This is a genomic window from Bradyrhizobium sp. in8p8 (assembly GCF_000426845.1).
Taxonomy (GTDB): Bacteria; Pseudomonadota; Alphaproteobacteria; order Rhizobiales; family Xanthobacteraceae; genus Bradyrhizobium; species Bradyrhizobium japonicum_C.
In genome coordinates this window covers 342,475-357,484 of the sequence record NZ_AUGD01000004.1, presented here as the reverse complement: position 1 = coordinate 357,484, position 15,010 = coordinate 342,475, and the positions used below count along the sequence as shown (strand labels likewise).

Annotated in this window: 13 protein-coding genes; 4 read left to right on the top strand and 9 right to left on the bottom strand. The window is 65.1% G+C overall.

Features of this window, described 5'->3' with window-relative positions:
• Window positions 1-23 precede the first annotated feature (23 nt).
• Window positions 24-1,076, top strand: coding sequence for an amidohydrolase family protein (locus K408_RS0114340; protein ID WP_024338979.1), 1,053 nt, complete (start codon window positions 24-26; stop codon window positions 1,074-1,076).
• A gap of 84 nt (window positions 1,077-1,160) precedes the next feature.
• On the opposite strand, the gene K408_RS0114335 is transcribed toward K408_RS0114340, so the two are convergent.
• From K408_RS0114335 to pcaB, 3 genes are all read right to left on the bottom strand, one after another.
• A complete protein-coding gene (locus K408_RS0114335; RefSeq protein WP_024338980.1) occupies window positions 1,161-1,610 on the bottom strand; it encodes a cupin domain-containing protein in 450 nt (149 codons plus the stop codon).
• A 300-nt stretch (window positions 1,611-1,910) separates the two neighbouring features.
• On the bottom strand, window positions 1,911-3,167 hold the full coding sequence (locus K408_RS0114330) for an aminopeptidase (RefSeq protein WP_024338981.1): 1,257 nt from the start codon (window positions 3,165-3,167) through the stop codon (window positions 1,911-1,913).
• A gap of 111 nt (window positions 3,168-3,278) precedes the next feature.
• Window positions 3,279-4,640: a 3-carboxy-cis,cis-muconate cycloisomerase gene (gene pcaB, locus K408_RS0114325; RefSeq protein ID WP_024338982.1), complete on the bottom strand. Its 1,362-nt coding sequence runs from the start codon at window positions 4,638-4,640 to the stop codon at window positions 3,279-3,281.
• A 367-nt stretch (window positions 4,641-5,007) separates the two neighbouring features.
• Between pcaB and K408_RS0114320 the strand changes: the two genes are divergently transcribed.
• Together K408_RS0114320 and K408_RS0114315 are read left to right on the top strand one after the other, a co-directional pair.
• Window positions 5,008-6,564, top strand: a complete 1,557-nt coding sequence (locus K408_RS0114320) for a winged helix-turn-helix domain-containing tetratricopeptide repeat protein (protein ID WP_024338983.1) — start codon at window positions 5,008-5,010, stop codon at window positions 6,562-6,564.
• Window positions 6,565-6,653: 89 nt separating this feature from the next.
• On the top strand, window positions 6,654-8,234 hold the full coding sequence (locus K408_RS0114315) for a GMC family oxidoreductase (RefSeq protein ID WP_024338984.1): 1,581 nt from the start codon (window positions 6,654-6,656) through the stop codon (window positions 8,232-8,234).
• Between the two features lie 3 nt (window positions 8,235-8,237).
• On the opposite strand, the gene K408_RS0114310 is transcribed toward K408_RS0114315, so the two are convergent.
• The 4 genes from K408_RS0114310 to K408_RS0114295 form a co-directional block, all read right to left on the bottom strand.
• Window positions 8,238-8,930, bottom strand: a complete 693-nt coding sequence (locus K408_RS0114310) for a hypothetical protein (RefSeq protein WP_024338985.1) — start codon at window positions 8,928-8,930, stop codon at window positions 8,238-8,240.
• Between the two features lie 89 nt (window positions 8,931-9,019).
• Window positions 9,020-9,733, bottom strand: coding sequence for a hypothetical protein (locus K408_RS0114305; protein ID WP_024338986.1), 714 nt, complete (start codon window positions 9,731-9,733; stop codon window positions 9,020-9,022).
• A 131-nt stretch (window positions 9,734-9,864) separates the two neighbouring features.
• Window positions 9,865-10,113 (bottom strand): hypothetical protein, encoded by a 249-nt coding sequence (locus tag K408_RS0114300; protein ID WP_024338987.1) that lies wholly within the window; start codon window positions 10,111-10,113, stop codon window positions 9,865-9,867.
• A 168-nt stretch (window positions 10,114-10,281) separates the two neighbouring features.
• Entirely contained in the window at window positions 10,282-11,250 is a 969-nt protein-coding gene (locus K408_RS0114295; protein WP_024338988.1) for an NAD(P)H-dependent flavin oxidoreductase, read from the bottom strand.
• Window positions 11,251-11,357: 107 nt separating this feature from the next.
• Between K408_RS0114295 and K408_RS0114290 the strand changes: the two genes are divergently transcribed.
• On the top strand, window positions 11,358-12,920 hold the full coding sequence (locus K408_RS0114290; RefSeq protein ID WP_024338989.1) for an AMP-binding protein: 1,563 nt from the start codon (window positions 11,358-11,360) through the stop codon (window positions 12,918-12,920).
• 318 nt (window positions 12,921-13,238) lie between these two features.
• Here the strand turns inward: K408_RS0114290 and K408_RS0114275 are convergent, their stop codons facing one another.
• The gene (locus tag K408_RS0114275) at window positions 13,239-14,012 is read right to left on the bottom strand and encodes a thioesterase family protein (RefSeq protein ID WP_024338990.1); all 774 of its coding nucleotides are present in this window, start codon (window positions 14,010-14,012) and stop codon (window positions 13,239-13,241) included.
• Window positions 14,013-14,034: 22 nt separating this feature from the next.
• On the bottom strand, window positions 14,035-15,003 hold the full coding sequence (locus tag K408_RS0114270) for an NAD(P)H-dependent flavin oxidoreductase (protein ID WP_024338991.1): 969 nt from the start codon (window positions 15,001-15,003) through the stop codon (window positions 14,035-14,037).
• Window positions 15,004-15,010: the final 7 nt, after the last annotated feature.

Sequence of the window (15,010 nt, the reverse complement as noted above, 5' to 3'; positions counted from 1 at the left end):
ATGAACGAAGGGAGCGAACGCCGATGGCCGCAAGCGGTCTGCCTAGCAACACCAGCGGGCTCTTCGTCGAGCCGCGCGAGGACTGGCTCGCGTTGCATCGCGAGGAGATCATCGATCCCTTGCGACCGATCGTCGATCCCCACCACCATCTCTGGAATCGCGGCCATCGCTACCTGATCGAGGAAATGGCGGCCGACATCGCATCCGGCCACAACGTCGTTGCCACCGTCTATGTCGATTGCCGGTCGATGTACCGTGCGCACGGCCCCGAAGCGTTCCGGCCCGTCGGCGAGGTCGAGTTCGCCAACGGCGTCGCAGCAATGAGCGCCAGCGGAGCTTACGGCAACGCTGCGATCTGCGCCGGCATCGTCAGCCACGCCAATCTTCTGCTCGGCGATTCGGTAAAGCCGGTGCTCGAAGCCGAGATCGCGGCGGGCAACGGCCGCTTCCGCGGTATCAGGCATTCCTCGGCCTGGGACGAAGACCCTGTGGTGGCGGGGATGTACGCGAACAGGCCGAAGGGACTGCTGCGGGACAGGACCTTCCGCGAAGGCTTCTCCTGTCTCGCCCCCCTGAACCTCAGCTTCGATGCCTGGCTATTCCATCCGCAGATCGGCGAGCTGACCGAGCTGGCGCGCGCTTTCCCCGACACCAGGGTCGTGCTCGACCATTGCGGCGGCCCGGCCGGCATCGGTCGCTTCGCGGGCCGGCGCGAGGAGGTGTTCGCGCAATGGCGCGCCTCGATCCGCGAGATCGCGACATGCGGGAACGTGGTGGTGAAGCTCGGCGGCCTCGCAATGTGCCTGCTCGGCTACGACTTCCATCTGCGCGAGAGGCCGCCGTCATCCGAGGACCTCGCCGCGGCGTGGCGTCCCTATATCGAGACCTGCATCGAGGCATTCGGCGTGAAGCGGGCGATGTTCGAGAGCAACTTCCCGCCGGACAAGGGCCAGTGCAGCTACCAGGTGATCTTCAATGCGTTCAAGCGCATCGCATCGTCCTTGAGCGAGGCAGAGAAGACGGCGCTGTTCTCGCAAACCGCGGCCGACTTCTACCGGCTCGAGCTGCCGTCATGACGACAAGAGGGGCCGGGATGCTGATCCCGACCCCTCTTCGTCGTGGCCGCTGGGAAGCGTTCTTGAAACTTGATCGTCGGAATTCTAGCCGGCGCCCATCAGCGAGGCCGGACGGCGCTCACCGCTGGAGGCGAACATTTTCTTGAGCTTGTTGACGACGCGGATCAGGAAGCCGATCATCACGGGATTGGTCTTGCGGCAGAACGCGATCTTCTTGACGTGGCCTTCGACATGCCATTTGGCGTGCGCCCCGTCGCGGAAGAAGATGACGTCGCCGGGACCATAGCGCTTGGGCGGCATGCCGTCGCTTTCGAGCACGATCGATCCTTCCATGATCATGATCGTCTCGTCGATGTCGTAGTACCAGTTGAAGCGCCCTTCGGTGCATTGCCAGATGATGGTCTGGGCGGTGCCGTCGGCGCTGGTCGACAGGACGCGCGAGCGGGAGACCGGATTGCCCTCGATGACCCAGGACGGCTCGATCGGCCGCAGTTCGAGGTCAACATTGCAACTACCGACTTCAATCAATGCCATTTGCTTCCTCGGGAAATGATATTTGCGGCCGATCCCGGCCGGGAGTGTTTCGAAAGATGTTCGGACGCTAGTAGCCCGTTTTTAATTCTTTCTTACAGCCATTTCGAGAATCAGCCGGAAGCGACAAGTGCAAACGGTTAACGTCGCAATTCCCTTGCAAATCCGCGCACATGCCGCGGTCCTTTCCCGGGTGCGACAAAACGCGCGAAGGCGCCGGCGCCCATATACCATTGCGCACGCAAGGAATGAGCGCACGGATCTGCCGCCGCACCCACCCCGCCCTGAAGAGAGGTACGCCGGCTACTTCGCCCACTCGCCCTTGCGGAAAACCGGGACCTTGCTGCCGTCGGCCAAAATGCCGTCGATGTCGGTCTCGGCCGATCCGATCATCCAATCGATATGGATCAGGCTCTGGTTGCCGCCTTGCGCGGCGATCTGCTGCGGCGTGAGCTGCGCGCCGTTGACGAAGCATTTCGAATAGCACTGGCCGAGCGCGATGTGCGAGGCTGCGTTCTCGTCGAACAGCGTATTGTAGAACAACAATCCGCTCTGCGAGATCGGCGAGGAATGCGGCACCAGCGCCACTTCGCCGAGGCGCCGCGCGCCCTCGTCGGTGTCGAGCACCTTGTTCAGCACCTCCGCGCCGCGCGAGGCCTTTGCGTCGACGATCTTGCCGTCCTCGAAGCGCACGGCGATGTTGTCGATCAGCGTGCCCTGGTAGGACAGCGGCTTCGAGCTCACGACATGGCCGTAGACGCGGCGGCAATGCGGCGTGGTGAAGACCTCTTCGGTCGGGATATTGGCGTTGCAGCTGATGCCGTTCTTGGAGAGCGAGGCACCGCCTTCCCATTCGTGACCGTCGGCAAGTCCGATGGTGAGGTCGGTGCCGGGACCCGAATATTGCAGCGCGCGGAAGCGCTGGCCGTTGAGCCAATTGGTGCGCTCGCGCAGCACCGCATTGTGGCTCGCCCAATTGCCCATCGCGTCCTCGTGATCGACACGGGACGCTGCGAAAATCGCATCCGCAAGCTTGCCGACCGCCACGTCCTCAGGATCATCAGGGAATACCAACCTCGCCCAGGACGGGCTTGGATAGGCGATGATGTTCCAGTTGGTGTCGAAATTGACGATCTTCTCCAGCGCGGGCTGATAGGCCATCGAATTTGCCTTGCTGGCGCGCGCCACTTTGGACGGATCCTCGCCCGACAGCAGCATGGGGTTGTCGCCGACGATCGCGAGCCGCGCGGTGTTCTCGGAGAATGCCTTGGCCATGCCCTCATAAAGCCAGCCGGCGGCACGATCGAAACTGTCGTCGTGGCCGTGACGATAGCGCGCCAGCGTCATCTCCTCGTCCGACAGGATCGGCGTCACGAGACCTGCGCCGGCCTTGTAGGCATGCACGGCGATCCGTCGCACCAGCGGCAGCGCGACCGCGGGCGCCGTCAGAAGCAGATCCTGTCCCGGCCGCAAGCCCAGGCCCACCTTCACCGCCACCTCGGCCAGACGGTCGAGCTTCACGGGATCGATGGGAGTGGAGGTATTGCGTTGATCAGTCATGCCGGACCCTCTGCCGAACTCTCTCAGTCAATCTAAGTCTAGCACCGCCAGACACAAGTATGCGAGCGCCATGCGGCACATGAAAGATACGCGGTTTCACGCATTTGGTTTTCAACGCGTTGCCGATTTCAGCACCCGATCGACCATGGCAGGCGCGAGGCCGAGGTAATTTTTCGGTGAAGTCAGCGCCTCGATTGTGGCGCGATTGATGCGGCTTGAGATGCGCGAATCTGCTGACAGCGCATCGGCAAGGCTCATTCCCTTCTCGTTGGCCTGACGGCAGGCGTCATAGACCACGTCATGCGCCTCCTGCCGGCCGATTTGCGGCGCGAGCCCCATCATGACCGCTTCGGCCACGATCAGGCCGCGGCTGATGGCGAGATTGTCGTTCATCTTCGCTTCGTCCACGATCAGACCGGCGAGCGCAAACTTCGCCTGGTGCAGCGCGCCAGCGGTCAGCACGAAACTTTCAGGGATCGCCATCCATTCGGCGTGCCACGGCCCTGTGGCACGCTCGAAATCCTGCACCATGGCGTCGAGCATCAGGCCGGCATGCTGGCGCACCGCTTTGGAAGCCGCGAGCATCAGTTCCGACGAAATCGGGTTGCGCTTCTGCGGCATGGTCGAGGAGGCGCCGCGCCCCTTGACGAAAGGCTCGTAGACCTCGGCGAACTCGGTCGAGGCCATGATCATGATGTCGAGCGCGATCTTGCCGAGAGAGCCGGTGACCAGCGCGAGGAAGTTCACGGCCTCGGCAAAGCCGTCGCGCGCGACGTGCCAGGTCGAGGCGGGAACGCCGAGCTTCAGCTCGGCGCAGAGCGCCTCCTGCACCTCAAAGCCCTTGTCGCCGAGCGAGGCCAGCGTGCCGGCGGCGCCGGCGAACTGACCGACCAGGACGCGCGGCTTGAGCTGCGCCAGCCGCTCGGCGTGGCGATCGAACATCGCGAGCCAGATCGCGGTCTTGTAGCCGAAGGTCACCGGCAGCGCCTGCTGGAGATGGGTTCGGCCTGCCATCGCCGTGTCGCGATGGCACTTCGACAGATCGGCGAGAATTCTGCGCAGCTCGCCGATGTCGCGTTCGACGATCTCGAGCCCGGCGCGCAACTGCAGCACCACGGCGGTGTCCATGATGTCCTGCGTGGTGGCACCCCAATGCACGTAGCGGCCGGCCTCGCCGCATTGCTTCACCATCTGATGCACCAAAGGAAGGATCGGATAGCCGACGATATCGGTCTCCTGCCTGAGCAGGTCGAAATCGAACGCGGCGACGTCGGTCCGCGCCGCGATCGCTGCCGCCGCCTCCTGTGGGATCACGCCGCATCTCGCTTCCGCCCTCGCCAGCGCCACCTCGACTTCGGCATAGCGCGCGACCGTCGCGACGTCGGAGAACACCTCGCGCATCTCTGGCGTGCCGAAGGCGTCGCGAAACAGCATGGAGTCGAGCACGGTGGTGGAGGCGGGGAAAGCTGGCATGGGCGTTTCTTCGTGGTTGAAGTCTTGTGTGTGCGGCAGCTTACGCAGGTTGCTCGGCAGAGCAATCCGACATTCAGGGTTCATCACACGTTCGGTGCCGTCCGATGGTTCTCGCAAGCCTTTTTCTCGGTGACTCCGAGGCCTGTACTGCGCATCGCCCCTTCAGGACGGACCGCGGCCATCGGCCCCGGAGCGCAACATTCGAGCTTCGGTTGTATTCCCCTCAGAAAACGGCATGGCAGCCATCACGCAATCTCGATGAACCAAGGGGCCTCTTCGGCAGACACACGATTTTCGACCCAAATTTCCTTTTGTCATTTTATTCGCGTTATTCGCGTTATTTCGCAATGAGGCCTGAGTTTTCGACGTGCAGTTTCTGTTCCGGGACCACCTTCTCGACACTGACCGGCGCGAGCTGAGCCGCGAGCAGGTTCCCATTGCCGTGGAGCCTCAGGTTTTCGACCTGGTCGTTCACCTCATGCAGAACCGCGACCGGGTCGTCAGCAAGGACGAACTGATCGACAAGATCTGGCACGGGCGCAGCGTCTCCGAATCCACCCTGACCAGCCGGATCAACGCGGCGCGCAAGGCGATCGGCGATGATGGCGCGAGCCAGACGCTGATCCGCACCATCACGCGCAAGGGTTTTCGCTTCGTCGGGGACGTCCAGACACAATCCGCCGCCGTCGCGCCGGAACCGGTCCGTATCGCCCAGCCCCAGGCAGCCTTCGCGCTGCCGGAGCGGCCCGCGATCGCCGTGCTGCCATTCACCAATATGAGCGGCGAGGCCGGGCAGGATTATTTCTCGGACGGCATCAGCGAGGACATCATCACCGCGCTGTCGAAGCTGCGATGGTTCTTCGTGGTCGCGCGCAACTCCTCCTTCGTCTACAAGGGCCGCGCCGTGCACATCCAGGAGGTCGCGCGGGAGCTCGGCGTTCGCTACGTGGTCGAAGGCAGCGTGCGGCGGAGCGGCGAGCGGGTGCGCATTTCGGCCCAGCTCAACGACGTCTCGACCGGCAGCCATCTCTGGGCCGAACGCTACGATCGCGAGCTCGCCGACATCTTCGCCGTGCAGGACGAGATCACCGAGGCGATCGTCGCTGCCATCGAGCCGCAGCTCTACGCAGCCGAAAGTTTCCGAGCCCAGCAGAAGCCGCCGGGCAGCCTGGATGCATGGGACCTCGTGATGCGGGCGCTCTCGCATTATTGGCGCAGCACCCGCGAGGGCAACGCCGCCGCGCAACGACTGCTGGAACAGGCCGTCGCGATCGACCCCGCCTATGGCAAGGCGCTGGGCCTGCTCGCGACCAGCCATATGTTCGGCGCGCATATGGGCTGGGCCGACATGGCGGCGACCATCCCGGTCGCCGAACGCGCGGCGCTCGCGGCGGTGGAGGCCGATCGCGAGGATGCCTGGGCCCATCACGGCCTCGCTTACACCTATCTGTTCCGCCGCCGCTTTGACGACGCGCTGGCAGAATTCGAGTTGGCCTTGAGGCTCAATCCGAACTTCGCAATGGCGCATGCCTTCCACGGCGTGACGCTGTGCTACGCCGGCCGATGGCAGGACGGCGATGCGGCCGCGCGCCGCGCGCTGCGGCTGAGCCCGCGCGACCCGCTTGCGGCGATCTATTGCGGCGTTGCGGCCTATGCCCGGTTCGTCGGCCGCGACTACGAGGGAGCCGCACAGATGGCGCGGGAATCGCTGCGCCAGCGCGCAGATTTCGTCGGCGCGCACCGCGTGCTGACGGCGGCCGCCGGCATGCTCGGCGATCCCGCGCTCGCCGCTTCCGCCCTGGAAAACCTGCGGCGCGCCCAGCCCGAGGTCTCGCTTGAGTGGATCACGCGCGAGTTGCCGATGCTGCGGGATGAGGACCGCACGCATTATCTCGAGGGCCTGCGGCGCGCGGGCATGACGTGACACCGGCGCAATGACGGCGCATCCTCTCCCCTGAAGCACGAATCTTGCAGGCGCCCGCGGCATCAATGTCTGGGCGGAGTGCTCTTCAAATGTACGACACGATCATCGTGGGCGCCGGCTCGGCCGGCTGTGTGCTGGCCAACCGGTTGTCGGCCGATCCGGGCCGGAAGGTGCTGGTGCTCGAGGCCGGTCGTGCCGCCCCGCCCGCCTCGGACATTCCATCCGATTGGCCGACGATGTTCAATACCGCGGTCGATTGGGGCTTTCACACGGAGCCGCAAGCAGGCTGCCGGGGACGTCGAATCTTCTGGCCGCGCGGCAAGATGGTCGGCGGCTCCGGCGCGATGAACGCGATGATCTATATCCGTGGCCTGCCGTCGGACTACGACGGATGGGCGCAGGCGGGCTGCGCAGGCTGGGCCTGGAAGGACGTGCTGCCGAAGTTCATCGCCTTCGAGAACAACGCCCGCTTCGGCGACGATCCTCTCCACGGCACCCGCGGGCCGCTGCACGTCGCCGACGTACCGTTCGTCGATCCCAACGAATTGAAATGGCTGGAGGCAGCGCAGGCCGCGGGGCTCCCGCACAATCCCGATTTCAACGGCGTCACGCAGGAGGGCGCCGGCTTTTTCCAGTTCGTCATCAGGGGCGGCGAGCGTTTCGGCACCGGCAAGGCCTATCTGCGCCCGGCGCTGGCGCGTCCCAATCTCGTCCTCAAGACCAGCGCACACGTCACGCGCATCATCATCGAGCGCGGCCGCGCGATCGGCGTCGCATATCTCGATAATGGGCAGCCGAAGAGCGCATTCGCCGCCGGCGAGATCGTGCTCGCCTCCGGCGCCATCGGCTCGGCGCAACAACTCCTGCTGTCAGGGGTTGGCCCGGCTGACGAATTGAAGCTAACCGGCGTCGAGGTCGTGCATGATTTGCCCGGCGTCGGCAGGGATCTCCAGGATCACATCAACATTCCCATCACCTTCTACACGAAGGAGAGAATCGGCATCGGAGCCTGGACCGAGGAGAGTCTCGCGACGAGCCTTGCGGAATGGCAGGCGCACCGCAGCGGCCCGCGCACCTCGCCCTGGGTCGCCGCCGGCGCCCATGTGCGCAGCCGCCCCGATGTCGAGCCCGATCTCCAGCTCTATGGCGCGATCAGCCCGCACCGCGACTATGTCCGCTTTCCTTCGTCCAAGCCGGGCATCACCCTGCATGCGACCTTGCAGCGGCCGAAGAGCCGCGGCCGGATCACGCTGCGCTCGGCCGACCCTATCGAAGACCCCGCAATCGATCCCGGCTATTTCGCATCGGACCCAAGCGGAAGCGATATCGCAACCATGGTCGAAGGCGTACGCATCAACCGTCGCATCGCCGCGCAGTCGCCGCTCAGGAAGATGATCGAGTGCGAGGTCACACCGAGTGCAGAAGCGATCAACGATGGCGAGATTGCCGATTACATCCGCGGCCATTGCACGACGCTCTATCACGCTGCCTCGACCTGCCGCATGGGCATCGATGATCTGGCCGTCGTCGATCCCAGGCGATTGCAGGTGCGCGGCATCGACGGCCTGCATATCGCCGACGCCTCGGTGATCCCGATCATGATCTCAGGCAACATCCAGACGCCGACGATCCTGATTGCGGAATGCGCAGCCGCGGCGATCCTGGGCTAGGCGCTAATCGTCGTCGGGCCCGAACAACCGAACCTGCGGAAAGCCGCTGCGCGGCCGGTCGGCGTAGTCGCGCGCATCCGAATCTTCGCGGATGTTGCGGGCCACGTCGTCCCAATCGGTGCGGCCGCGGCTGCCGCGCGGCTCGCGGGACTCGTGATAATGTCGGCGCTCGGTCCAGCGCTCCCGGCGCTCGGCTCGGCGCCGCTCGCTCGCCGCGCGCTTCACATCGGAATCCCTTGCCCTGGCATAGGCATTATTCGACGACGACGATGACGGCTCGGTCGAAGCCTGCTGCTCGGCAGGCCTTGCCGCCTGCGGTGCCGATGGCGGCGCCGCCTTGGGCGGCTCGACTGCGGCCGCTTGCGAGGGCTGCGCCGCCGGCGGTCCGTCATTCGCCTGGGTAGATTGCGTATCAGGCTTTGCGGGCTCGGGTTTTGCTTCGGCCTGCGCCGGCGTGGCAATCATCGCGCCGAAGGCTTGCGAGCCGGTGAGATAGTTCACGCGCTCAGAGGGAGCATCCGGTGCCGCCGGCGGGCCGGCAGCCTCCGTACGCTGCGCCATCTTGCTTGTGTCCGGGCCCTGCTTGGGCGCGACCGGATTCATGATGTTGCCGGCAACGATACCGCCGCCAAAACCAATGGCGATGGCCGCGACGATGGTTCCGGCACCGACAAAATAGGCTGTCGAGGCGCGCATTCATCCACTCCCTCTTTGGAGCGGGCAACGCGTGGGGATTGCCAGATGTTCCTGATGGGCTGCGGCTCCTCGAAGAGGAACCGCACGGATCAGATTTGCTGCGCGACCTTCTCGAGCCCGATAAGGCGGGCGAGCTTGCGCACTTCTTCCTTCTGGTCGTCACGGAGCTGGAACAGCAGCGGCATCGCGGCCGATTTCAACTGCTGCACCTCGTCGCAATTCGGATCGATCTGCGCGCTGGGCGGCGCATTCGGATTCGACAACTTGTTCGCCTGGATCTTGCGGGCGACGTTGCGCAGCGCGGTCTCGACGGAAGGCCAGTAATATTCCTGCGACGACGACAGTCTCAGGCGATCCCTGATGCCCGCGATCTGCACGTCGGACAGCAGTGAATAGGACTTCTGCGGCTGCGGCTTGGCGACAGCCTTCGGCTTGGCCGGAACTTCGACGGCAGGAACCTCCGTCACGGCGGGCGCTTCGTGAGCGCTCCGCTTCGGCATCGGGAAATCGGAGGGCGTAGCCGCCGCAAAGGCCTGGCGGAGCGGCTCGGCCAGCACGGGCGCCTGCGAAAGCTTGTCGGCGGCCACCTGGACCGGCTCAATCGCGGCCGAAGCCAGCGCAAGCGTCGGAATCAGACGATCGGCCTTGGCGGCGCGGTTGGTCGCAGGCGGCTTGGCCGGGGGCGTCTGGGCGATCATCTCGGCGCTGACGCTTGGAACACTGTCGCGACCGAGAATGGCGGTTGTGGCGGCGCCGAGAACCAGGAAACAGGTCAGCACGACGATGGTGATGGCTTTGGACAAACGTCTCTCCGCGCCCAGCTTCAAGTCCACGTGATCAGTGCCCGGAAACTGGGCGGTAATTAAGGCTTAACCGTGCCGTTGCGGCGGCAATCGCGCGGACTGCGGCGACATCGGCCGGAAAACTCAGTCAATCAGGCGGCGGCCGCCAGCTCGTAGGCGTCCTGGATGTCGGCGACGATCTCGGAGGCCTCCCAGACCGCACGCGGCTCGACCGATTGCAGCGTCACCGTCCAGTTGCCGCCCCTGCGGGTGCGAGGGACGCTGACGATGTCGAAACGGACGTTGCGGCAGAGCGGGTGCCGGGCCAGGGCGTGAGCAACGCGGATGCGGATTTCGTCCATCGTCGCGGACGTCTTGCTGTTGAGATAATCGAAGTCCATCGCCTGTCCCTCTCGTCCCGATTGGCGGCCGTAAGAGGGATTCTTGGCGGGCGATGGTTAATCCGCCGTTAAATGAGGGGAGCGGAAGAGCGCGGGACTAACGTGATCTCGGCGCTGAGCTTGCCATATCCTCATACCGGGCTTGGCTCGGCCATCCCACTGACAGGATCACCTGCCGCCGCGCGCGTCACGATACTCGGCGAGCGTCCGCCCGATGAGATCGTCGACCGCGAGCACATCCGTCACCCCCGATACGGAGTGCCCGGCGCTCCAGATGTCACGCCAGCGCTTTGGCCGGTTCTCGCGTGCGGCAACGTCGATGTCCTTGGCGATGTCGATCGCACCGCGCGCCGGCAGATCGTCCGGATCAAGCCCGGCGGCGACGATCGACGGCCTCAGCATGCTGGTCTGCAAGCCCGTGAACGCGGTGGTGAGCAGGATGTCGTCGGCGCTACTCTCGACCAGCATCCGCTTGTAACGGTCATCCGCCATGCTCTCGCGCGTCGCGATGAACTTCGTGCCCATATAGGCGAGATCGCAGCCAAGCACCTCCGCGGCGTGCAGCGCATGGCCATCGCTGATGCCGCCCGCCATCACGATGATGCCGTCGTAGAATGCGCGCACCGCGCGGACGAAGGCGAATGGATTAAGCCAGCCGGTCTGGCCGCCGGCGCCGGCACTCAGCAGCACCAGCCCGTCGGCACCAGCTTCGGCCGCGCGTTCGGCGTGGCGTATCGAAGCGACATCCGCGAGCACCAGTGCGCCCGCGTCATGCAGCGGCTTCAGCACCGGCGCGGGCGAGCCGACCGAGGTGATGACGATCTCCGGCTGGTGCCGCAGCAGCACCGCGAGATCCTGCTCCAGGCGCGTATTGGAGCGGTGCACGATCAGGTTCGGACAGAGCGGTGCGGCCTTCCGGCCGGTTTGATCTTCGTGCTGCCGCAACCGCGCCGCGATCCCGGCGAGCCATTCATCGAGTTGTTCCGTGTTACGGCAATTCGCGGTGGGAAAACTGCCGGTCACCCCATTGCGGCAACATGCGGCCATGAGCTCGACGCCCGACACCAGAAACATCGGCGCCGCGATCAGAGGCAGGGCGAGACGATCGCCGAAGCGGTGCAGTCGATCCGATGGCATGCATGCCTCCCTGCGCGGGCTTTGTCGTTTCCTCCCGCAGTCTCTGTGCTAGCGTCATCAGCAACATTGGCACGCCAGAAGCCGGTGACAAAGCAACGAGGAAACATATGTCTGATCGGCTCCACGCATCCCCTCCAGCTTGTGCGCAGACGCTACGGGCGCTGTCGCGCTATCCGGATCGTATCGCGTTCGCCTGGCCTGGGGGATCACTGAGCTATCAGGGCACCATCGACCTGATCGGGCGGATCCAGGGCGTGTTCATGCGGCTCGGCTTGCAGCCCGGCGCGCGTGTCGCCTTCCTGACCGCGAACCGCGCCGACACCTGGTGCGCCGGTGTCGCGGCGCAATTGGCCCGGCTCTGCATCACCTGGCTGCATCCGCTGGGATCGCTGGAGGACCAGCTGTTTCAGCTCGAGGATTCCGAGGCCGAGATGCTGGTGGTCGACGCCGCCGCCTTCCGCGATCGCGGCGGCGAGCTCGCTGCGAGGGCGGCCCGGCTGAAGGCGGTCTTCACCATGGGACCGGCCGGCTACGGCGCCGATCTGCTGGCCGCGATCGAAGATGCCGGACATGCGAGCCCGCTGTGCCTCGCCGGCCCCGACGATCTCGCCACACTGAACTATACCGGCGGCACCACAGGCAAATCCAAGGGCGCGCTGCGCTATCACCGCGAGAACGCCGGCGCCGCCGGCGCGATCCTGGCCGACTTCGAGATCCCCGAGGCTGCGCGCTATCTTACTGTCGCGCCGATCAGCCACGTCGCCGGCACGAAGGTGCTGCCGACCCTGATGCGCGGCGGCACCGTGCACATGCTGAAAGGTTTCGATCCCGAAGCCGTGCTGGCCACGATCGCGCGCGAACGCATCAACTTCACGCTGTTCGTTCCGACCATGATCTATGTGCTGCTCGATCAGCCGGCGCTGGGCAGGACCGACCTCTCCTCGCTCGAGCTCGTGCTCTATGGCGCTTCCGCGATGTCGCCGAGCCGGCTTCTCGAAGGCATCGAGCGGATCGGACCGGTGTTCTCGCAGCTCTACGGCCAGACCGAATGCTACCCGGTCTCGGTGCTGCGCAAGGCCGACCACGATCCCAAGCAGCCGGAGTTGTTCCTGTCCTGCGGCTTCCCCATCGCGGCATGCGAAGTCAAGATCCTCGACGATAAGGACGAGGAAGTGAAAACGGGCGAGGCCGGCGAGATCTGCGTGCGCGCACCGCACGTCATGGCGGAGTACTGGAAGCGCCCGGATATCACCGCCGAGACGCTGAAGAATGGCTGGGTCCATACCGGCGACATCGCGCGCAGGGACGAGCGCGGCTACATGTTCATCCTGGACCGCAAGAAGGACATGATCGTCACCGGCGGCTTCAACATCTTCCCGCGCGAGGTCGAGGACGTGCTGTCGCAACATGCCGACGTCGCCATGGTCGCAGTGGTCGGTATCCCCGACGAGAAATGGGGCGAGGCCGTCACCGCCATCGTCGTGCCGCGTGAAGGCGCAAGGCCCGATCCGGATGAGCTGATCAACCTGGTGAAGACGCGGAAAGGCTCGGCGCATGCGCCGAAGCAGATACAGTTCGTCAAGCAGCTGCCGATGACCGGCGTCGGCAAAGTCGACAAGAAGGTGCTGCGCGCGGGCTTCTGGAGCGGGCGGGACCGGATGGTGGGATAAAACCCGGAATTCTACGGTGTCGTTGTGGCCCAGACACCACAACGCGCAACGGAGTGGGTGGCGGTGCGGCCCACGCAATTGCCGGCGAATCAGGGAATCACCTAGACCGCTGATGGGGCTGGGAAGCGGAGAGTGAGATGAGAGTCGCTTCCCTGGAAAGTGCAGTCGCCGCGATCACCTTGATCACGGCTATCATCGTGGTGCTGTGGGGGATCAAGATCTTCTACGGAATGTGAACAGGCAGGATGGCGAGCATCCCTTCCGCGGCGGCGGAAGTCTGCCGTTCAAATCGGCTCCCGGCGGCCATGTCGCCCACCATCACCGTTTCTCGATGACGAGGCTCTGCATCGCGCGGCCGAAATAGCCCTGCCGGTCCGCAAGCCGCGACATCGCGAGGCCCGCTCCGTCCGGACCAATCCAGGATTCACCGTCGAGCAGGATCCATTCGCCCACTGGCTGGCGCGACAGGCTCACGGTGAGATCGGCGTTGATGTAGGTCCAGGCGCGAAAGTCGAGCGTTGAAGCGGTGCCGTTGGAAAAGTCGGCGGCGACCACGGCGCGCATCGCCTGGGATACAGCCTCGCCTTCGACCAGCGGATGGTCGAGGCGAAACCAGATCGCGCCGGGGCCGGCCTTGCCGAATCGGCCGAGCGCGGCGCGCATCGAGACCATGCCGGCGAACGGGCTGGTCGCGCCATGCCCGTCCTCGACCAGCGAATCCTCTGGTGACGGCAGCGTGACGGGCAGATCCTTGACCTCGTCCGGCAGCGCCTGCGTCTGGCGTCTGATCTTTAGCACGGTGGCCCCGACCACCTGCACGCCCTCGGCCAGCAGCTTGATCTCGCAGAGCTGGATCTTGCGGCCCTCGCGCAGGACCTCGCTTTCAATCGTCAGCGGCGCCACCGGCACCGGGCGCATCAGATCGATTGTCACGCGCGCGACATCCATTGGCGCCGGTGCAGGGATGCGCTCCGCCGCCCACGTCACCAGTGCCGACGGTGCCGAGCCGTGCTGCATGCGGCGGTCCCACGGGCCCGCGGCCTCCGGGCTGGTGAGGACGCTATTGCCGTCGACGCGGTAAATGGCGGGCATGGCGAGCGCGATCTCGAAGCGATCACAACGGCGGATCGATCGCTTCGTCATACTCCTTCTTGAAACGCGCGATCAGCTCGGCCGCCGGCACGACCTTGTCGATGCTGCCGATGCCCTGGCCCGAGCCCCAGATCTCCTTCCAGGCCTTCGGCTTGGCGCGCTCGCCGGAGGCGTCGGTGCCGAAATTCATCTTGGAGGGGTCGGAGGTCGGCAGATTGTCGGGATCCATGCCGGCCGCGACGATCGAGGGCTTGAGGTAGTTGCCGTGCACGCCGGTGAACAGGTTGGAATAGACGATATCGTCGGCGCTCGAGCCTGCGATCATCTCCTTGTACTTTTCGACCGCGTTGGCTTCCTTGGTCGCGATGAAGGCCGAGCCGATATAGGCGAAGTCGGCCCCCAGGATGCGTGCGGCGCGGATCGCCTTGCCGTTGCCGATGGCGCCCGACAGCGCGATCGGTCCGTCGAACCACCTTCGTGTCTCGGCAACGAAGGCCAGCGGCGAGATGGTGCCGGCATGGCCGCCCGCGCCGGCTGCCACCAGGATCAGGCCGTCGGCGCCCTTCTCGATCGCCTTGTGCGCGAATTTCTGATTGATCACGTCGTGGAAGACGATGCCGCCCCAGCCGTGCACGGCCTGGTTCAGCTCCTCGCGCGCCCCCAGCGACGAGATGATCATCGGCACCTTGTACTTGGCGCAGAGCTGCATGTCGTGGTCGAGCCTGTTGTTCGACTTGTGCACGATCTGGTTGACCGCGAACGGCGCCGACGGCCTGTCGGGATGGGCGCGGTCATAGGCCGCGAGCTCCTCGGTGATCCGCGCCAGCCACTCGTCGAGCAGCTCCGGCGGCCGTGCGTTCAGCGCCGGAAACGAACCGACCACACCCGCCTTGCACTGCGCGATCACCAGATCGGGCACCGAGATGATGAAGAGCGGCGAGCCGATCACCGGGATCGACAGGCGTCCCTTGAACAAGGCAGGCATGGACATTGCGGAG